The sequence below is a fragment of the Streptomyces sp. N50 genome (assembly GCF_033335955.1).
Taxonomy (GTDB): domain Bacteria; phylum Actinomycetota; class Actinomycetes; order Streptomycetales; family Streptomycetaceae; genus Streptomyces.
Genome location: NZ_CP137549.1, coordinates 875,232 through 892,876, shown reverse-complemented (window position 1 = coordinate 892,876; position 17,645 = coordinate 875,232). Strand labels below are relative to the sequence as shown.

General features: G+C 69.5%; 18 protein-coding genes, 1 pseudogene and 1 riboswitch. Of the genes and pseudogenes, 10 read left to right on the top strand and 9 right to left on the bottom strand.

Annotation, left to right across the window (positions count from 1 at the left end):
- Positions 1-32 precede the first annotated feature (32 nt).
- Positions 33-1,160, top strand: coding sequence for an 8-amino-7-oxononanoate synthase (locus tag R2B38_RS03655; RefSeq protein ID WP_318014923.1), 1,128 nt, complete (start codon positions 33-35; stop codon positions 1,158-1,160).
- A gap of 44 nt (positions 1,161-1,204) precedes the next feature.
- Here the strand turns inward: R2B38_RS03655 and R2B38_RS03650 are convergent, their stop codons facing one another.
- Together R2B38_RS03650 and R2B38_RS03645 are read right to left on the bottom strand one after the other, a co-directional pair.
- The gene (locus R2B38_RS03650; protein ID WP_318014922.1) at positions 1,205-1,447 is read right to left on the bottom strand and encodes a DUF397 domain-containing protein; all 243 of its coding nucleotides are present in this window, start codon (positions 1,445-1,447) and stop codon (positions 1,205-1,207) included.
- 9 nt (positions 1,448-1,456) lie between these two features.
- Entirely contained in the window at positions 1,457-2,326 is an 870-nt protein-coding gene (locus R2B38_RS03645; protein WP_318014921.1) for a helix-turn-helix transcriptional regulator, read from the bottom strand.
- Between the two features lie 212 nt (positions 2,327-2,538).
- On the opposite strand from R2B38_RS03645, the gene R2B38_RS03640 reads away from it, so the two are divergent.
- Complete coding sequence (locus R2B38_RS03640) at positions 2,539-2,997, top strand: ATP-binding protein (protein ID WP_033278229.1); 459 nt, start codon at positions 2,539-2,541, stop codon at positions 2,995-2,997.
- Positions 2,998-3,082: 85 nt separating this feature from the next.
- Here the strand turns inward: R2B38_RS03640 and R2B38_RS03635 are convergent, their stop codons facing one another.
- The 3 genes from R2B38_RS03635 to R2B38_RS03625 form a co-directional block, all read right to left on the bottom strand.
- On the bottom strand, positions 3,083-3,556 hold the full coding sequence (locus R2B38_RS03635) for a C40 family peptidase (protein ID WP_033278230.1): 474 nt from the start codon (positions 3,554-3,556) through the stop codon (positions 3,083-3,085).
- Between the two features lie 3 nt (positions 3,557-3,559).
- Positions 3,560-3,739, bottom strand: a riboswitch (cyclic di-AMP (ydaO/yuaA leader).
- Positions 3,740-4,078: 339 nt separating this feature from the next.
- Positions 4,079-4,387 (bottom strand): hypothetical protein, encoded by a 309-nt coding sequence (locus R2B38_RS03630; protein ID WP_318014920.1) that lies wholly within the window; start codon positions 4,385-4,387, stop codon positions 4,079-4,081.
- 7 nt (positions 4,388-4,394) lie between these two features.
- The gene (locus tag R2B38_RS03625) at positions 4,395-5,030 is read right to left on the bottom strand and encodes an ATP-dependent Clp protease proteolytic subunit (RefSeq protein WP_318014919.1); all 636 of its coding nucleotides are present in this window, start codon (positions 5,028-5,030) and stop codon (positions 4,395-4,397) included.
- Positions 5,031-5,122: 92 nt separating this feature from the next.
- On the opposite strand from R2B38_RS03625, the gene R2B38_RS03620 reads away from it, so the two are divergent.
- The 8 genes and pseudogenes from R2B38_RS03620 to R2B38_RS03585 all read left to right on the top strand — a co-directional run bounded on the left by R2B38_RS03620 (position 5,123) and on the right by R2B38_RS03585 (position 12,078).
- Complete coding sequence (locus R2B38_RS03620; RefSeq protein ID WP_318014918.1) at positions 5,123-5,401, top strand: type II toxin-antitoxin system Phd/YefM family antitoxin; 279 nt, start codon at positions 5,123-5,125, stop codon at positions 5,399-5,401.
- 168 nt (positions 5,402-5,569) lie between these two features.
- Positions 5,570-5,872, top strand: a complete 303-nt coding sequence (locus tag R2B38_RS03615) for an urease subunit gamma (RefSeq protein ID WP_019059531.1) — start codon at positions 5,570-5,572, stop codon at positions 5,870-5,872.
- A 9-nt stretch (positions 5,873-5,881) separates the two neighbouring features.
- Positions 5,882-6,193 carry an urease subunit beta gene (locus tag R2B38_RS03610; protein WP_318014917.1) on the top strand — a complete coding sequence of 104 codons (312 nt, stop codon included), beginning with the start codon at positions 5,882-5,884 and terminating at the stop codon, positions 6,191-6,193.
- Entirely contained in the window at positions 6,186-7,907 is a 1,722-nt protein-coding gene (locus R2B38_RS03605; protein ID WP_318014916.1) for an urease subunit alpha, read from the top strand. The genes R2B38_RS03610 and R2B38_RS03605 overlap by 8 nt, the downstream gene beginning before the upstream one ends.
- Positions 7,908-7,942: 35 nt before the next feature.
- Positions 7,943-8,616: pseudogene (locus R2B38_RS03600) on the top strand (urease accessory protein UreF).
- Between the two features lie 284 nt (positions 8,617-8,900).
- Positions 8,901-9,578: an urease accessory protein UreG gene (gene ureG / locus R2B38_RS03595; protein WP_318014915.1), complete on the top strand. Its 678-nt coding sequence runs from the start codon at positions 8,901-8,903 to the stop codon at positions 9,576-9,578.
- Complete coding sequence (locus tag R2B38_RS03590; RefSeq protein WP_318014914.1) at positions 9,566-10,333, top strand: urease accessory protein UreD; 768 nt, start codon at positions 9,566-9,568, stop codon at positions 10,331-10,333. The genes ureG and R2B38_RS03590 overlap by 13 nt, the downstream gene beginning before the upstream one ends.
- A 164-nt stretch (positions 10,334-10,497) precedes the next feature.
- Positions 10,498-12,078 (top strand): alpha/beta hydrolase, encoded by a 1,581-nt coding sequence (locus R2B38_RS03585; RefSeq protein WP_318021579.1) that lies wholly within the window; start codon positions 10,498-10,500, stop codon positions 12,076-12,078.
- A gap of 81 nt (positions 12,079-12,159) precedes the next feature.
- Here the strand turns inward: R2B38_RS03585 and R2B38_RS03580 are convergent, their stop codons facing one another.
- The 4 genes from R2B38_RS03580 to R2B38_RS03565 all read right to left on the bottom strand — a co-directional run bounded on the left by R2B38_RS03580 (position 12,160) and on the right by R2B38_RS03565 (position 17,622).
- Complete coding sequence (locus tag R2B38_RS03580; RefSeq protein WP_318014913.1) at positions 12,160-12,879, bottom strand: lysophospholipid acyltransferase family protein; 720 nt, start codon at positions 12,877-12,879, stop codon at positions 12,160-12,162.
- Between the two features lie 203 nt (positions 12,880-13,082).
- The gene (locus tag R2B38_RS03575; protein ID WP_318014912.1) at positions 13,083-14,960 is read right to left on the bottom strand and encodes an alkaline phosphatase family protein; all 1,878 of its coding nucleotides are present in this window, start codon (positions 14,958-14,960) and stop codon (positions 13,083-13,085) included.
- Between the two features lie 173 nt (positions 14,961-15,133).
- Positions 15,134-16,351, bottom strand: a complete 1,218-nt coding sequence (efeB, locus tag R2B38_RS03570) for an iron uptake transporter deferrochelatase/peroxidase subunit (RefSeq protein ID WP_318014911.1) — start codon at positions 16,349-16,351, stop codon at positions 15,134-15,136.
- Positions 16,348-17,622, bottom strand: a complete 1,275-nt coding sequence (locus tag R2B38_RS03565) for an EfeM/EfeO family lipoprotein (protein WP_318014910.1) — start codon at positions 17,620-17,622, stop codon at positions 16,348-16,350. Before R2B38_RS03565 ends, efeB begins: the two co-directional genes overlap by 4 nt.
- Between the last annotated feature and the right edge of the window lie 23 nt (positions 17,623-17,645).

The following is a 17,645-nucleotide window of genomic DNA, read 5'->3' as shown; positions in this document are numbered from 1 at the left end:
CTGTGCACTGCCTACAAAAGCCCGGAGGAACCATGGCGTTCGGCTGGATCGACGAGCAGGCGGAGCAGCGCCGTCGCGCCGGGCTCGTACGGACCCTGCGGCCCCGTCCCGCCGACTCGCCGCTCCTCGATCTCGCGAGCAACGACTACCTGGGTCTGGCCCATCACCCCGAGGTCGTCGAGGGCGCTGCTGATGCGGCGCGGACCTGGGGCGGGGGGTCGACCGGCTCGCGGCTCGTCACCGGTACGACCGAGCTGCATGCCCGACTGGAGCGTGAACTGGCCGAGTTCTGCGGGTTCGAGGCCGCCCTCGTCTTCTCCTCCGGGTACGCGGCCAACCTCGCAGCGGTCACCACGCTCGCGCCGCACGGCTCGTTGATCGTCTCCGACGCGGGCAACCACGCCTCCCTCATCGACGGCTGCCGACTGGCCCGGGGCGCGACCCAGGTCGTAGGCCACGCCGATCCGGACGGGGTGCGCAAGGCGCTGCGGACGCACGACGGGCAGGCCGTGGTCGTGTCCGACTCGGTGTTCTCCGTGGACGGGGACGCGGCGCCGGTGGAGGCGCTCGCCGAGGCGTGCCGGGAGTTCGGGGCGGGGCTGCTGCTCGACGACGCGCACGGGCTCGGGGTGCTGGGTGACGGGGGGCGCGGGGCGCCGTACGCGGCGGGGCTCGCGGGGCGTGAGGACGTGGTCGTGACCGTGACCCTGTCCAAGTCGCTCGGCAGTCAGGGCGGTGCCGTGCTCGGGCCGGCGCGGGTGATCGACCATCTGGTCAACGCGGCGCGGACGTTCATCTTCGACACGGGGCTCGCGCCCGCCGCCGCGGGTGCGGCGCTGGCCGCGCTCACCCTGCTGCGGCGCGAGCCCGAGCGGGCTGCCCGGGCTCGCGCCGTGGCGGGTGAGCTGCACACGCGGCTGACCGCCGCGGGTCTGGAAGCGGTACGTCCGGACGCCGCGGTGGTCTCGGTGCGTGCGCCGTCCCCGGAGGCGGCCGTGCAATGGGCGGCCGACTGCCGTACGGCAGGGCTGGCCGTGGGCTGCTTCCGTCCTCCTTCCGTGCCCGACGGCATCTCACGGCTCAGGCTGACCGCCCGAGCGGACCTCTCCGGGGCCGAGATCGAACGCGCTGTACGTGTGATCGGCGAGACGCGACCATGAGTCGGCGTGACACGGTCGTGCGTCGCTGATTACGGGGGAACCGATCAGTGGAACGCGCTGAGGAAACCCGTCCAGCTCTCGGGGGAGAACAGCAGGGCGGGTCCTTGCGGGTCCTTCGAGTCGCGTACGGCGAGCAGCCCCGCGCGGGGGCCTGAGCGCGGACGAGCCGCCTCGACGCAGTTGTTCGCTCCCGTGCTGTAGCTGCTGCGCAGCCACCGCACACCGTGCAGATCAGAACTGTCAGAGCTGTCAGAACTGGAAGGTACGTTCCGAGGCAGTGCAGACATGGTGCCTCCTTACGCGCCGTCACCTATCCCGGCGATGTAATCCGACGAATCCTCGGGCGAAAGGGCGTGGAACTGAAGGGTGTTGAAGGCCTCGGTGTAGGCCTCTAGGTCTTCTTTCCGTTCGAGGTAGAGGCTACTCGTCAAGTGGTCTAGAACAACCACGTCCAGATCAGAAGTGCTCGGAAAGGAGAAGATAACGAAAGGTCCGGTGATGCCGATGTGTGCTCCTGCGGCGAACGGCAGTACCTGAAGGCTCACTTGAGGCAACCGGGCCGCCTCCACGAGCCGGTCCAGCTGACGCGCCATCACCCCCGGCCCGCCGACCTCCCGCCGCAGCACCGCCTCGTCGAGGACCACGCTCAGCTCCAGCGGCGGATCCGCGCGGAGCACGTCCTGCCTGGCCAACCGCACCTGCACCAGCGTGTCGAGTCGCTCGGGGCCGTCGTTGTCGAGGCCTCCCACGGCGGCCCGGGTCACCGCGCGGGCGTACTCGGGCGTCTGCAGCAGGCCGGGGACCACCGAGGTCTCCAGGGTGCGGAGCGTGCTGGCCTGTGACTCCAGGCTGATGAAGTCCCGGTAGGCGGGCGGCAGTACACCGCGATAGGCGTGCCACCAGTGGTGCCGGCCGCCGCCGTCCTCCGAGCCGGCCAACACGAGGAGCATGTCCCGAAGTTGTGGGTCGCCGACCTGGTAGGCGTCCAGGAGTAACCGGACGTCGGGTGGTTTCACGCCACTCGCGCCGGTCTCGATGCGGCTCACCTTCGACTGGTGCCAGCCGACCAGCCGGGCCGCCTCACCGCTGGTGAGCCCCGCCTCCGCACGCAACGCGCGGAGTTCGGCGCCCAGTTTCCGGCGGCGCACCGCGGGACCGTACTGCATGGGTTTCTCCTTACTCCTTCCGAGCCGCCCAAATACGGTCTGGGGTCGCAGAGTTCACCGCTTCGAGCGACAGATATATGCATATCTTGGTGGATCGCCACCGTTACCGACGCGGTAATGGCAGTCTGGCGAAGAAGCACCAGTCCGGGACCGTACTCGAACCATCCGCTCCGTGTCGGACACCGGTCCCGCGGGAAAGGGACGACCGCGCCATGGCAGACCATCTGGAAGCATCCGTCACTCTGCCGAGCGATCCCGCCTCGGTCTCCACCGCCCGCACCTATGTCGTCGGGACCCTGGTGGAATGGGGGCTCGCGGCGGACACGGAGGTCGCCGACACCATCCGCCTGATCGTCTCCGAACTCGCCACCAACGCCGTACAGCACACCTTCGGGCAGTCACCCACCTTCACGGTGGACATCGAGCTGGAGCGTGACGAACGCCTGCGCATCGGGGTCACCGACAGCCATCCCCGGTTCCCCAAACGCCTGCCGGCCGCCGTCCAGCAGGACAACGGCCGGGGCATGGTGATCATCCGCTGGCTGACCGCGGAGTGCGGCGGCAAACTCAAGGTCCGGCCCACTCTGGAGGGCGGCAAGACGGTCTCCATCGAGGTGCCCTGGACGGTGCCGGCCCGCCCGGTGACCGCCGCGGGCCAGCAGGAGCCGTAGAACAGCGTGGTGAACGTCCCTGGACACCCGAGGGGGTGGCGGTCCGTCAGGAGACCGCCACCCCCTCGGGAGTTCTCAGCGCGGGTCAGCTGACCCGGCCGTACCAGACGCTCTTGGTCCAGATCTTCTGCAGTCTCACCACGTCCCCGGTCTTCGGGGCGTGCCAGATCTTTCCCTTGCCGGCGTAGATGCCGACGTGGTAGACGCTGGAGCCCGAGTGGAAGAAGACGAGGTCCCCGGCCTTGCGGCTCTTGGCCGAGATGTGGTGGGTCTTGTTGTACTGCTGGGCCGCCGTACGGGGCAGTTTCTTGCCCGCCTTCTTGTACGAGTACAGCGTGAGCCCGGAGCAGTCGAAGCGGCCCGGTCCGGTGGCCCCGTACCTGTACGGGGCGCCCTTCTTGGACGCCGCGACCTGGAGTGCCTTCGTCGCGGGTGTCGCGGCCGCGGCGTCGGATGCGACGCCCGGTATCACGACGGAACCGCCAACGGCGGCGATGGCGAAGGCCGAGGCCGTACCGGCCCTGACCATCAGCGACGGGACACGATTGAGCGCAGTCATGCGCAACCCTTCGTCAGCCGCCTGTGAAGGATGACCTGTCGGATTCGGGCTGGCGAAGTTGCCCGGCCGCTGACGCGGCTTCACCCCAAGGGCTGCTCGACCCGGTCATGGCGTGACCGTCCCGGCGACCCGTCGTGCTTGGGTCCTCCACTCCTGCCGATGCAATCCTGTCGACCTGTCATCCGGGCGGCGGCAGGACTCGGCGTCCGCCCGGATCGCCCCGCCGCTGTGGCGGGGTCTTGTCGTCAGACAGGGATCTTCACCTATGAATGTCCGAAAAGCCCAACGGAACCGGGGATTTGTGGGGTTACTCACCACTCACCCGTTCGGGTGGACACCCCCGTGTTCGAAGGGGTGTCGAGGGGTGTCAGGGCCCCGGACCAGCACCGGAACACCTCACCCGGCCCTCGGGCTACGCGTGTTGCGCAACCCGGACGGCCGTATGGACGGAGTCGCGACTACGCCGATCGGGGGTACGTCGTTCGGCTCGTTTCGACGTCGTTCGGGACAGCTTCACGTCCGTCAACTGTCGGAGGGCGAGGGCAGGGTGACGCGCGCCGTGCGGCGCTCCCCGTCCAGCACGCGCAGCGCCCGCGCCAGCGTGGGGGCGTGCAGCTCGGTCTCGCCCCGCTGGTGCATCAGCGCCAGCGCGTCCCGGAGCTCGGTCGCCTTGGCCACGAGCGCCTGAGCGGCCCTCAGACCACGGTACGTGTCACCGTTGTGCGCCGGGTTGATACGGCCCAGCAGGTCGGCCACATCCAGATAACGGTCGATCAACTCGCCCTCGGCGCGCGTCAGTGCGGGCAACGGCGGCAGTTCCGGCGGCAGCATCGTCGGCTCACTCCCCGCCGTGCTCGGTGAGCGAGGTCTTGCGCGTGGTCACGATCCGGTCCACCAACCCGTATTCCAGGGCCTGTTGGGCATCCATGATCCGGTCCCGCTCGATGTCCGCGCTCACCTGCTCCACCGTCCGGCCCGTGTGCAGGGCCAGCAGCTCCTCCAGTTGGACCCGCGTACGCGCCAACTCCTCGGCCTGGATGGCGAGATCGCTCGCCTGACCCTGGATCGGCTCGGGGAACGAGGGCTGGTGGAGCACCACCCGCGCACCCGGCAGCGCCGACCGCTTGCCCGGGGTGCCCGCCGCCAGCAGCAGCGCCGCGGAGGTGCCGGCCTGGCCCAGGCAGATCGTCTCCACGTCACACGTGACGAACCGCAACGTGTCGTAGATCGCGGACATCGCGGTGAACGATCCGCCGGGCGAGTTGATGTACAGCGAGATGTCCCGGTCCGGTGCCTGGTACTCGAGGTGCATGAACTGGGCCATCACGTCGTTCGCCGAGATGTCGTCGATCGGCGTCCCGAGGAACACGATCCGCTCCTCCAGCAGCTTCGAGTACGGGTCCAGGGTCCGGTGGCCGGCGCTGGTGCGCTCGGTGAACTCGGGCAGGACGTGGCGGGCGGACGGTCGGGTCATGGCGTAGTCCCTCACTGGCTGGCACTGACTTGCCTCTACTCTGGCTGGCTCTGTACAAAATGTACAGGACGTATGGAACGTATGATGGGCTCATGGCCTACGAGATTCCGGTGACGCAAGCCAGGGCTGAGCTCGCCGACCTGATCAACCGGGTGGTGTACGGCGCCGAGCGCGTCGTCGTGACACGGCACGGGAAGCCGCTCGTCGCCCTTGTCTCCGCCGCCGACCTGGAGCGATTGAACGAGCTGGACCGGGCCGGCGAGGAGCGCGTGATCAGTGCCGTCTCCGCCGTGCGCGAGGTCGCGTCCGCTCCCCGCGAACACCAGCGGTTCGGCATCGCGGCCGAGCATCGGGGGTCCAGTCCCTCCTAGCCGAGTGGTCGCTCTACGTGCGTAGATGTGATTGTCCTGATCACAGCTCGGTTAACTTGCTTGAAACCCGGTCCAACTAGCCTGCCGATCCACGCCACCAGGGACTTTGCCCGGGGGCTGCGGCAGCCGGACCCCGCACGGTCCGGAGCGAGGACTGTGAGGTGGGACGTGCAACTGACCCCGCACGAGCAAGAGAGGCTGCTGATCCATGTGGCGGCCGACGTGGCCGAGAAGCGCCGGGCCCGTGGTCTGAAGCTGAACCACCCCGAGGCGGTCGCCCTCATCACGTCGCACATCCTCGAAGGCGCCCGTGACGGCCGGACCGTCGCCGAGTTGATGTCCTCCGGGCGCAAGCTGCTCACCAGGGACGACGTCATGGTGGGCATCCCCGAGATGATCCACGACGTACAGGTCGAGGCGACCTTCCCGGACGGCACCAAGCTCGTCACCGTCCACGACCCGATCGTGTAGGAGGCCTCGATGATTCCCGGCGAGATCCTGTTCGCGGACGACCCGATCGTCTACAACGCGGGCCGCGAGGTCACACGGATGACCGTCCTGAACGCCGCCGACCGGCCCGTCCAGGTCGGCTCCCACTACCACTTCGCCGAGGCCAACCCGGGCCTCGAATTCGACCGCGCCGCCGCGCGTGGCAAGCGGCTCAACGTCGCCGCCGGTACGGCCGTGCGCTTCGAGCCGGGCATCCCCGTCGACGTCGAACTCGTCCCCCTCACCGGCGCCCGGATCGTGCCCGGACTGCGCGGGGAGACCGGAGGTGCCCTCGATGCCTGAGATCTCCCGTGCCGCGTACGCGGACCTGTTCGGGCCGACCACCGGCGACCGCATCCGGCTCGCCGACACCGACCTCCTGATCGAGATCGAGGAGGACCGCTCCGGCGGTCCCGGACTCGCCGGTGACGAGGCCGTGTTCGGCGGCGGCAAGGTCATCCGCGAGTCGATGGGCCAGGCGCGTGCCACGCGCGCGGAGGGCACCCCCGACACCGTCATCACCGGCGCCGTGATCGTCGACCACTGGGGCATCGTCAAGGCCGACGTCGGCATCCGCGACGGCCGCATCACCGGCATCGGCAAGGCCGGCAATCCCGACACCATGGACGGGATCCACCCCGACCTGGTGATCGGCCCCGAGACCGAGGTCATCGCGGGCAACGGGCGCATCCTCACGGCCGGTGCCGTCGACGCGCACGTCCACTTCATCTGCCCGCAGATCGCCGACGAGGCGCTCTCGGCCGGGGTCACCACGCTGGTCGGCGGCGGCACCGGTCCCGCCGAGGGTTCCAAGGCGACCACCGTGACGCCGGGTCCGTGGCATCTGGCCCGGATGATGGCGGCGATGGAGCAGTACCCGCTCAACATCGGCTTCCTCGGCAAGGGCAACACCGTCTCGCACGACGCGATGATGTCCCAGATCCGAGGGGGAGCGCTGGGACTGAAGTTGCACGAGGACTGGGGCTCGACTCCCGCCGTCATCGACGCCTCGCTCACCGTCGCCGACCGCACGGGCGTCCAAGTCGCCATCCACACCGACACGTTGAACGAGGCCGGGTTCGTCGGCGACACCCTCGCCGCGATCGCCGGACGCGGTATCCACGCGTACCACACCGAGGGTGCGGGCGGCGGGCACGCGCCGGACATCATGACCGTGGTCTCCGAGCCGCACGTGCTGCCCAGCTCCACCAACCCGACCCGGCCCTACACCGTCAACACCGCCGAGGAACACCTCGACATGCTGATGGTCTGCCACCACCTGAACCCGGCGGTGCCCGAGGACCTGGCCTTCGCCGAGTCCCGCATCCGTCCGTCGACGATCGGCGCGGAGGACATCCTCCACGACCTCGGCGCCATCTCGATCATCTCCTCGGACGCGCAGGCGATGGGGCGCGTGGGTGAGGTGATTCTGCGGACCTGGCAGACGGCGCACGTGATGAAGCGGCGGCGGGGGGCGCTGCCCGGTGACGGGAGCGCGGACAATCACCGGGTACGGCGCTACGTCGCCAAGTACACGATCAACCCCGCCCTCGCGCAGGGCCTCGCCCGTGAGATCGGCTCCGTCGAGAGCGGCAAGCTCGCCGACCTCGTGCTGTGGGAACCGGCGTTCTTCGGGGTCAAGCCACACCTCGTCATCAAGGGCGGCCAGATCGCGTACGCGCAGATGGGCGACGCCAACGCGTCCATCCCGACGCCTCAACCCATCCTGCCGCGGCCGATGTTCGGGGCGATCGGGCGGGCGCCGGCCGCCAACTCCTTCAACTTCGTCGCCCAGTTGGCGATCGAGGACGGGTTGCCCGAGCGGCTCGATCTCGGGAAGAAGTTCGTCGCGATCGAGTCGACGCGTGGGGTCACGAAGGCGGACATGCGCGAGAACGATGCCCGGCCTCGTGTCCAGGTCGACCCCGACAGCTTTGCCGTGCACATCGACGGGGAGCTCGTCGAGGCGACTCCGGCGGCCGAACTGCCCATGGCTCAGCGGTACTTCCTCTTCTGAGGAGGGGTTCTGATGAGCTGGGTGAGGTGGGTCTCATGAGCAGGGCAGCGCTACTTGTTCTGGCCGACGGGCGGTTTCCCGCCGGGGGGCATGCGCACTCCGGCGGGGCGGAGGCTGCCGTCAAGGCCGGGCGGGTTACTGGCGCGGCCAGCCTTGGGGAGTTCTGTCGGGGGCGGTTGCACACGGCTGGGCTGGTGTCCGCCGCGGTTGCCTCCGCCGCCGCGCTGGGAGTCGACCCGGTGGAGTTGGACCTTGCCGCGGATGCGCGGACTCCTTCGCCCGCGTTGCGGGTCGCCTCGCGGAAGTTGGGGCGGCAGTTGATGCGGGCGGCTCGGGCTACCTGGCCGTCCGCCGAACTCGATGCCCTGGCGCGGGAGTTCCCCAAGGGGGCGCATCAGCCTGTGGTGTTGGGGCTCGTGGCTCGGTCGGCTGGGCTGGGGGCGGAGGATGCGGCGTACTGCGCGGCTTACGAGAGCGTGAGTGGGCCGGCGTCGGCGACGGTGCGGTTGTTGAGTCTTGATCCGTTTGACGCTACGGCTGTGCTGGCCCGGTTGGCGCCGGAGTTGGACCTGGTTGCTGATCGGGCGGTGGAGGCGGGGCGGCGGGTTCTTGCCGAGGGGGTTGATGAACTGCCTTGTGCGTCGGCGCCGTTGCTGGAGATCGGGGGGAGGGGCATGCGGCTTGGGCTGTGCGGTTGTTCGCGTCCTAGGGTTTTTCGCCCCCGCCGCCCCTACCCGTCCCATCCCCAGGGGCGCTGCCCCGTTCCACCCCGCCAGGGGGCTCCGCCCCCTGGACCCCCGATCGGCCTGAACGGCCTCGTCCTCAAACGCCGGACGGGCTGAGATGGCGCCGGCCCCGGCTGACAAGGGGCCGGAGCCGCACAACGCCGTAGGAAGCAAGGTCCGAAGCCGCCAGAGCCCGATGTCGAAAGGCCCCGACGCCGAAATCGCCCGAAGCCGCCAGGACCCGTAAGAAACCAGAAGGAGCCGCCCCATGCATCTCGACCACACCCACGACGGCCCCGCCGCCGTCAGTGCCGACGCTCATCGTCCCGACGGGACCCACCGTGCTCTGCGGATCGGGCTCGGTGGGCCTGTCGGGTCCGGGAAGACCGCTACCGTCGCCGCGCTCTGCCGGGCCCTGCGGGACGAGTTCTCCCTTGCTGTCGTGACCAACGACATCTACACCCGCGAGGACGCTGAGTTCCTGCTGCGGGAGGCTGTGTTGCCGCCCGAGCGGATCACCGCCGTGGAGACCGGGGCCTGTCCGCACACCGCTATTCGGGATGACATCTCCGCCAACCTCGAAGCCGTTGAGGACCTGGAGGACGAGGTCGGGCCCTTGGATCTCATCCTTGTCGAGTCGGGTGGGGACAATCTCACCGCCACCTTCTCCAAGGGGCTTGTCGACGCGCAGGTCTTTGTCATCGACGTGGCCGGCGGGGACGACATTCCGCGTAAGGGTGGGCCGGGAGTGACCACGGCCGATCTGCTGGTCGTCAACAAGACCGACCTCGCGCCCTATGTCGGGTCCGATCTCGGGAGGATGGCTGCCGATGCCAAGGCTCAGCGCGCCGAACTGCCCGTTGTCTTCCAGTCGTTGAGGACTGAGGCTGGAGTGGGCGACGTCGCCGGCTGGGTGCGGGAGCGGCTTGCCGCGTGGACGGCGTGAACGTGACCGGGGTGCGGGCCACCGCGCGGATCGTGGCCCGGGAGGACGGGCGGGGCGGTACCGCGCTGCCCGTGCTGGAGGGGGACGGGCCGCTTGCGCTGCGGCGGACCCGGGGGAGCGGGGCCGAGGCTCAGGTCATGCTCGTGGGGGCCATGAGCGGGCCGCTCGGCGGGGATCACTTTGCTGTTGAGGCGGGTGTTGGGGCGGGGGCCCGGTTGCGGGTCGGGTCCGCCGCCGCCACCATCGCGCTGCCGGGGCAGGCGAAGGGGGAGTCCCGGTACGACGTTCGGCTCAGCGTCGCCGAGGACGGTGAACTGCACTGGCTGCCCGAGCAGTTGATCTCCGTGCGCGGTAGTGATCTGCGGGTTGCGACGCGCGTCGATCTCGCCGACTCCGCTCGGCTCGTGCTCCGTGAGGAGCAGGTCCTCGGGCGGGTCGGGGAGGAGCCCGGGCGGCTCACCAGCCGGCTCACGCTGCGCATCGCCGAACGGACCGTGCTTGATCAGGAGTTGGCCTGTGGGCCGGGGGCGCCAGGCGGCTGGGACGGGCCCGCCGTGCTCGGGGGGCATCGCGCTGTGGGGCAACTCCTCGTCGTACGGCCGGAGTTCACCCGGAAGCCGGTCGCTGCGCGCATGCTGGGGGAGTGTGCGAGCCTCGTGCCGCTCGCCGGGCCCGCCGTGCTGGTGAGTGCGATCGCCTCCGACGCGCTGCGGCTGCGGCGGGTGTTGGACGAGGCGTTGGCGTCGCTGGAGTGAGTATCCGCTGAGCGGTACCGGTGTTTCCGCTTATCGGATTGGTAAAGAAGGTCAACCGCCTCTGTTCTCAGGGTGCTCACAGCCGCGAGGATCCTCCGAGACCATTTCGCAACGATGTACGGGGAGGGGCCCACTTGAGGCACAACAGACCGAAGAGCCGGGTGATGGCGTTCGGTTCGGCCGGATTCGCGGCGGCGGCACTGATAGCCGGTGCCGTGGTGGCACCCGCGGCCAACGCGCAGACCGGGCAGAGCGCGGGGTACGGGCAGGACCGTGCGGCCGCCCAGGGCGCCGCGCTCACCGCCGCCCGCGCCGCCAAGGCCGGGATCAACTGGCAGGACTGCCCCACCGATTGGGGATTCGCCAAGCCGGTCCAGTGCGGGTGGGTCACCGTGCCGGTCGACTACACCAAGCCGAACGGCAAGAAGATCAAGCTCGCCGTCGACCGTGCCGTCAGCACCGGGACGAAGGCCGAACGCCAGGGCGCGCTCGTCTACAACCCCGGCGGTCCGGGCGGCTCCGGCATGCGTTTCCCGCTCCGGGTCACCACCAAGAACCCGCTGTGGGTCAACACGTCCAAGGCGTACGACTTCGTGGGCTTCGACCCGCGCGGTGTCGGCCACTCGGCGCCCATCTCCTGCATCGACCCGCAGGAGTTCGTGAAGGCGCCCAAGGCTGACCCGGTACCGGACAGCACCGCCGACAAGAACGCGCAGCGCAAGCTGGCCCGTGAGTACGCCGACGGCTGCGCCAAGCGCACCGGCCGCACCATGCTCGCGCAGATGACCACGCCGAACACCGCGCGCGACCTCGACGTCATCCGCGCCGCCCTCGGCGAGAAGAAGCTCAACTACCTGGGCGTCTCCTACGGCACCTACCTCGGCGCCGTCTACGGCACCCTGTTCCCGAGCCACCTCCGCCGCATGATCGTCGACAGCGTCGTCAACCCGGCGCAGGACAACATCTGGTACGAGGCCAACCTGGGCCAGGACGTCGCCTTCGAGGGCCGCTGGAAGGACTGGGAGGACTGGGTCGCCAAGAACGACGCGGCCTTCCACCTCGGCACCACGCGCGCCGCCGTCCAGGCCAAGTGGCTCGAACTGCGCGCCACCGCCAAGAAGAACCCGCTCGGCGGGGTCGTCGGTCCGGCCGAGCTGCTCGGCTTCTTCCAGGGCGCCCCGTACTACGACTCCTCGTGGGTGCCGGTCGCCACCGCGTTCAGCAAGTACGTCGCCGGTGACCCCCAGCCGCTCATCGACGCTGCCTCGCCCGACCTGTCGGACACCGCGGGCAACATCTCCTCGGAGAACGGCAACGCCGTCTACACGGCCGTCGAGTGCACCGACGCCAAGTGGCCCACCAGCTGGGCGAAGTGGGACAAGGACAACACGGCGCTCAACAAGCAGTACCCGTTCCTGACCTGGTCCAACGCCTGGATGAACCTGCCGTGCGCCACCTGGCCGGTCAAGCAGCAGTCCCCGGTCAAGGTCAAGACCGGCAAGGGGCTGCCGCCCGTCCTCATCGTGCAGTCCCAGCGTGACGCCGCGACGCCGTACGAGGGCGCGGTCGTCCTGCACAAGAGCTTCAAGGGTTCCCGTCTCATCACCGAGAAGGACGCCGGTTCGCACGGTGTGACCGGTCTGGTCAACCCCTGCATCAACTCCCGTGTCGACGCCTACCTGTTGACCGGCAAGCTGGACGCCGCCGACTTCACGTGCACCCCGCACGCGACGCCGGTGCCGTAAGCAGCAAGCCGTAGGCGGTAGTTGTAGTCGTACGTGACGAGGGGCGGCCGGTTCTGAACCGGCCGCCCCTCCTCGTTCACATCAACTCAGCGGTAGGCGTGGGAACTTGCGCTCCTTCGCCGCGGCCGCCTCCTCCGCCTTCGCGACCGCCGCGTACTGGTCGACGTACTCCTGCTCGGAGAGCATGAGGATCGCGTACATGATCTCGTCGGTGATGGCGCGCAGGATCGCCTTCTCGTTCTCCATGCCTTCGTAGCGGGAGAAGTCGAGGGGCTTGCCGAAGCGGATCGTCACGGGGTGGATCTTGGGGATGACCTTGCCGGGCGGCTGGGCCTCGAAGGTGCCGATCATCGCGCAGGGGATGACCGGGACTTGGGCCCGCAACGCCATGACCGCGACGCCGACCTTGCCCTTGTACAGGCGGCCGTCGTGGGAGCGGGTGCCCTCGGGGTAGATGCCGAGCAGCTCGTCCTTGCTCAGGACGCCGAGGCCCTCGCGGATCGCCGCCTGGCCCGCCTCCTTGCCGGAGCGGTCGACCGGGATCTGGCCCGCGCTGCGGAAGAAGGTCGCGGTGAGGCGGCCGCGGATGCCGGGGCCGGTGAAGTACTCGGCCTTGGCGAGGAAGGTGATGCGGCGCTTGAGGACCGCCGGCATCAGGAAGTGGTCGGCGAACGAGAGGTGGTTTCCGGCGATGATCGCCGGGCCCTCCTCCGGTATGTGCTCCAGGCCCTCGATCCGGGGGCGGAAGACCAGTCTGAGCAAAGGCCCCAGAACGACGTACTTAAGGAGGTAGTAGAACAAGGGGGGTCGCTCCTCACTCCGGCGGGTCGGCTCGACCGACCTGTTCTCGCAGGTCACCCGGTACCTCGTGAGCTGTCAGTGTAGGGGCAGGTGCCGTCCCGGGGAACCGGGGCGATCAGGTCGCCGACGGCACGACCGAGGGCGGCGAGGAGATCGTCCTCGCCGCCCTCGGTGCGGGCCAACCGGCCCCGGTTCACGGTGACTTACAGGGCCGCGCTCCGCGTCCTGCGGCGGTACACGGCGAACGCCGTGGTCGCTCCCACCGCCGTGAGCAGACCGGCGCCGATCGCGACCGGCAGAGCCGTGGAGGAGTCGGTGCTGGCGGCGACGTTCTGTGCCTTCAGGTCCTGGACGTACGCCGGGTACGGGGCCTTCGTGGCCGTCGACGAGGTCTGCGTGTAGTGCGGGATGCGCTTGACCGACTTCACCGAACCGTTCGAGTTCAGCAGCACCTGCTTGTCGTTGGGGTGCCGGAAGTCGAACATGCCGCCCAGGGTGCCCGCCCGCTGGTCGAAGGACGCGTCACCGATGCGGCCGGTGTGCCAGTTGTCCTCGATGAACTGCGTGATCGACGCCTGCTCGGTCGGCGTGTGGTCGATCTTGTTGACCTTGCTGTACGGCGAGATGACGAGCAGCGGCTGCCGGGTACCCGGGCCGCAGCGGTCCGCGTAACCGCCCTTGGCGGCCGGACCCGCCTGGCAGGCCGGGCTGTCCGTGGCCTTGCCGTTGGAGCCGACCGTGGAGTCCTTCGAGCCGTTCAGGACCTTCGAGGAGACGTGGTCGTACCAGCCGTCGGAGTCGTCGTAGGCGAGCACGACCGCCGTCGACTTCCACTCCGGCGACTTCTGAAGGGCGTTGATCTCCTTGATCAGGAAGTTCTGCTCGTCGGCCGGGTCCGAGTAACCGGCGTGCCCGTCCTGGTACTCGGCCGCCTTGAGGAAGCTCACCGCGGGAAGGCTGTCGGCCTTCAGCGCCGCGTCGAAGTCCGTGAGGTCGTAGTTGTGGTTCGCGCGGCCGTTGTGGCCGATCTCGGCGACCGACTTCGGCGCCAGGTGGTGCGGGTTCGCCGTCGACTTGTAGTACTCGAACGGCTCGTGGTGCGCGCTGTAGTCCTCGGAAGCGGCGCCGCCGACATTGGTGTGGGTGGTGCCGGCGCACTTGGCGTAGCCACCGCTCTTGCCGTCCCACGCGGTGCTCGGCCGGAAGCCGCCCTGGAACCAACCCCAGCTCACGTTCTTGGAGTTGAGCAGGTCGCCGATGTTCTTGCCCTGCATCTCCGCGAGCGCGCTGGTCGAGGTGTGGTCCTTGTCCGAGCAGTCGTCGAAGGCCGGGTCGGGGTCGTTGATGACCGTGCCGACACCCTTGGCGTTCGGGGAGACCACGGCGTACGAGTCCGGGGTCGACGTCTGCTTCGGGTTCTCGGTGCCCGAGGCCGGGTCCACGGAGATCACGCCGTGCGTCTGACCCGATATCAGGTTCAGCGCGCCGGGCGTCGAGGGACCGAAGTTGGAGCTGAACGAGTGGTCGTTGAGGGCGTACTGCTGGGCGTAGTTCCACATGCCCGTGACGGTGTTGCCGTCGTAGTAGTCCATCACCAGACCGGGCTCACCGAACAGGCCGGTGCACTTGTTGACCTCGGTGTTCTCGACGTACTTGTCGGCCTTGCCGCCGTCGGCCGCGTACTGCTCGGGGCCGTAGGAGTGGTTCTGGTCGCAGGTCATCACCTGCGAACTGCTCAGCCGCGTGGGCGTGTAGAGGTTCGGGTTCTTCTTCAGCAGCCCGGCGTTGAGCAGGTTGTCGGCCTTCGGCGTGTGCGCCGCGGCCTTGAACTTCGTGCCGTCGGTGTTCGCGGCCTGGGGGTAGGTGGCGAAATAGTGGTCGAACGAGATGTTCTCGTCGTAGATCACGACCACGTGCTTGATCGGCGTCGACGTGTGCGTGCTGCCCGAGGGCTGGTGGCCGTGCGAGGCCGCCGACGCGGGGACCGCCCCGCCCGCAGTGGCCAGGGCCGCGGCGCCGAGCAGGGCGCCCACCCGCGTCAACCGGCGCCGTGCACCGGGGTTACTTCCTTTGCCGATCATGCTGTCTCGCCTTCCGGGAGCAGTGGTTCTGCTGCCACACCGTCCATGGCCGTGGCACCTACCGCCGTAGCCTGGGCAATGGTGACGGCGGGGCGGGGGAGCGGCAATGACGTGGGAGCGAACGCCCGGTCAGGAAATTCTCATGGTCTGTTGGCCTGTTCTTGACCCTGCTCTCAGGTGAGCAGGGAGCGGCCCAGCCAGTCGGACGCGTCCCGCACACCGGGCAGCGCGAAGAAGTACCCGCCGCCGTACGGCGAGATGTAGTCGACCAGCGGTTCACCGGCCAGCCGCTTCTGCACGTTCTCGAACTGCCGGGCCAGGTCCTGCTGGTAGCAGCAGAACAGCAGCCCCATGTCGAGGTTGCCGTTGCTGTCCATGCCCCGGTCGTAGTTGTAGCCCCGCCGCAGGATCCGCTGATCGGCACTCTGCGCGGAGCGCGGGTTGGCCAGCCGGATGTGGCTGTCGAGCGGGATCACATCGCCCTGCGGGTCCTGCGCGAAGTTGGGCGTGTCCTTCTCGTGGTGCCCGTCCAGCGGGGCGCCGGTGTCCCGGGCGCGGCCGAACATCCGCTCCTGCTCGGTGATGGAGACCCGGTCCCAGAACTCCACCAACATCCGTATCAGCCGTACGACTTGATAGCTGCCGCCGGTCGCCCAGTCCGGCTCGCCACTGCTACTCCCCACCCACACAAGGTCGTTCATCGCGCGGGCGTCGGTCACCTCGGGGTTGGAGATGCCGTCCTTGAACCCCAGGTGGTTGCGCGGGGTGCCCGAGGGGCGCGGCGGACTGATGAACCCGTCGGTGCGCCAACGGACTTGGAGGCCGCCGCGGGTGTGCCGGGTGACATCGCGCAGCGCGTGCAGCACGGTGTCCGAACTGTCGGCGCAGAACTGCACGCTCAGATCGCCGTGACACCAGGCGGAGTTGAGATCGTCGTCCGGGAACGACGGCATCGCGGTCAGCCGACGGGGCACGCGCTTCGCCAGCCCGTAGCGGTCGTCGAAGAGCGAGGCGCCGACGCCGACGGTGACGCTCAGCCGGTCGGCGGGGAGGTCCGGGCCGAGGGTGCCCGAGTCGGAGGGCGGGGCGGTGATGCCGAGGTCCTCAGGGCTGCCGCCGGTGGTGAGGAAGCGGGCCCGGTCGGTCAACGTCCGCAGCAGATCGGTGAGTTCGGAGCGGTCGGCGGCCGTCGTGTCGAAGGAGACGAAGGCCGTGGCGCGCTGGGCGGGGGTGACGATCCCGGCCTGATGGAGGCCATGGAAGGGCACGCTCGCGGAGGTCTCCACCGCGGCTGCGGCCGCACCGCGATCGGCGGCTACAAGACCCGCACCGGCCACGGCCGCCGCACTCGCCAGGAAACCCCGGCGGCCCACCTCGTATCCGTGCTTCACGCGGTCCTCCGTACGTCCGTGAGGGCGGCCACGTCGGCCAGCCGCTCCACCAGTCCACCGAGGTCGGCGTCGACCTTCTCCCGTTGCGGACGGGTGAGTTGAGCCAAGGGCGTCCACTTCCCGGAGTGGTCGAGCCCGTCCAGGGTGTGCTGCGCCCGGTCCATCCAGTCGCCCAGTTCGGCGAACCCCGTGTCCCGCGTCTTCAACAGCGGGCGCAGATAGCCGAGCAGTACGCGGGTGCCGTCGAGGTTGGCACGGGCGGTGGCCAGATTGGTCCCACTGCCGTAGTCGGTGCGGCCGGTCAGCTCGAACTGCACGGTGTTCTCCAGGATCTCGTGCGCCCGCAGCCCGGTGTCGGCCGGATCCATCCGCTGGGAGGGCCAGCTGCTCTCCAACGCGTGGACGTCCTTGGCGAGTTGATCGACGGGCCCGCGCAGCCCGCTCGCCGACTCGCCGTGCCACAACCCGTACTCGACCCGGTGGAACCCGGTGAACCCGGCGTCGCGCACCCCGCCGGACAACCCGGCCGTGGTGCCGTTGATCGCCCCGTCGGAGTCCCCGAACGTGCCGTAGGCGGCGCCCATCCGCTCGTACACGAGATGCGCGGGCAGCCAGGCCCTACGGGCGGCGGCGAGGTCGCCTCGGTCGACGGCGGCACGCAACACGTCGGTCTTCTGGGCGAGTTCGACGGTCCGGCCCTGAATCCACTTCTGGTAGGCGAGAGTTGGCGGGATGAGCTCCTGCTGCGTGATCGGCACGGCGGCGGGCCCGCTCTTCACCTTCGAGCCGGTGATGCGGACGGTGGGCCCGGTCACGGCGTCGGCGTCGTCGGGCAGACACTTGAAGGCGTACGACCCGTTCCCCAGGGTGACCCCGAGCGGCCGGACGGTCCCCGGCGCCAGCCCCTCGACCTCGCCGTAGACGGCGCCGGTCTTCACGTCGGTGAGATAGACCTCGGCGGCCGTGCTGGACGTGTTGTGCAGCTCGAAGACCTGATGCCCGGCCCGCGGATGCGTCCAGCCACTCCCGCACCCGGAGGTCGCGACCTCGACGGTGGTGTGCGGGAGCCCGTCGGCGGCAGCGGCGGCCTTCCCGCCCGAGCCGGAGCCGCGGGCCGCGACCACTCCGGCCCCCACGGCCGCCACGACGACCAGGGCACCGGCCGCGAGCAGCGCGGTGCGGCGACGGGCGGTACGGGGTTCGGGCGTGGGCGAGCTCAGCTCCGGGTCCGGTATCGGACCGGCTTCGGCGCCGCGCGCGGTTTCGGGCACGCCGGGCCTCCAGTGGGGAGTCG

Excerpts from the sequence above, each read along its gene's own strand:
- R2B38_RS03585 (WP_318021579.1), top strand. The coding sequence starts at position 10,498 with ATGGCGTTCGGTTCGGCCGGATTCGCGGCGGCGGCACTGATAGCCGGT.
- R2B38_RS03650 (WP_318014922.1), bottom strand. The coding sequence starts at position 1,447 with ATGTCTGCACTGCCTCGGAACGTACCTTCCAGTTCTGACAGCTCTGAC.
- R2B38_RS03655 (WP_318014923.1), top strand. The coding sequence starts at position 33 with ATGGCGTTCGGCTGGATCGACGAGCAGGCGGAGCAGCGCCGTCGCGCC.
- R2B38_RS03620 (WP_318014918.1), top strand. The coding sequence starts at position 5,123 with ATGGCCTACGAGATTCCGGTGACGCAAGCCAGGGCTGAGCTCGCCGAC.
- R2B38_RS03630 (WP_318014920.1), bottom strand. The coding sequence starts at position 4,387 with ATGCTGCCGCCGGAACTGCCGCCGTTGCCCGCACTGACGCGCGCCGAG.
- R2B38_RS03635 (WP_033278230.1), bottom strand. The coding sequence starts at position 3,556 with ATGACTGCGCTCAATCGTGTCCCGTCGCTGATGGTCAGGGCCGGTACG.
- R2B38_RS03575 (WP_318014912.1), bottom strand. The coding sequence starts at position 14,960 with ATGATCGGCAAAGGAAGTAACCCCGGTGCACGGCGCCGGTTGACGCGG.
- R2B38_RS03625 (WP_318014919.1), bottom strand. The coding sequence starts at position 5,030 with ATGACCCGACCGTCCGCCCGCCACGTCCTGCCCGAGTTCACCGAGCGC.
- R2B38_RS03610 (WP_318014917.1), top strand. The coding sequence starts at position 5,882 with ATGATTCCCGGCGAGATCCTGTTCGCGGACGACCCGATCGTCTACAAC.
- R2B38_RS03645 (WP_318014921.1), bottom strand. The coding sequence starts at position 2,326 with ATGCAGTACGGTCCCGCGGTGCGCCGCCGGAAACTGGGCGCCGAACTC.
- R2B38_RS03605 (WP_318014916.1), top strand. The coding sequence starts at position 6,186 with ATGCCTGAGATCTCCCGTGCCGCGTACGCGGACCTGTTCGGGCCGACC.
- ureG (WP_318014915.1), top strand. The coding sequence starts at position 8,901 with ATGCATCTCGACCACACCCACGACGGCCCCGCCGCCGTCAGTGCCGAC.
- R2B38_RS03640 (WP_033278229.1), top strand. The coding sequence starts at position 2,539 with ATGGCAGACCATCTGGAAGCATCCGTCACTCTGCCGAGCGATCCCGCC.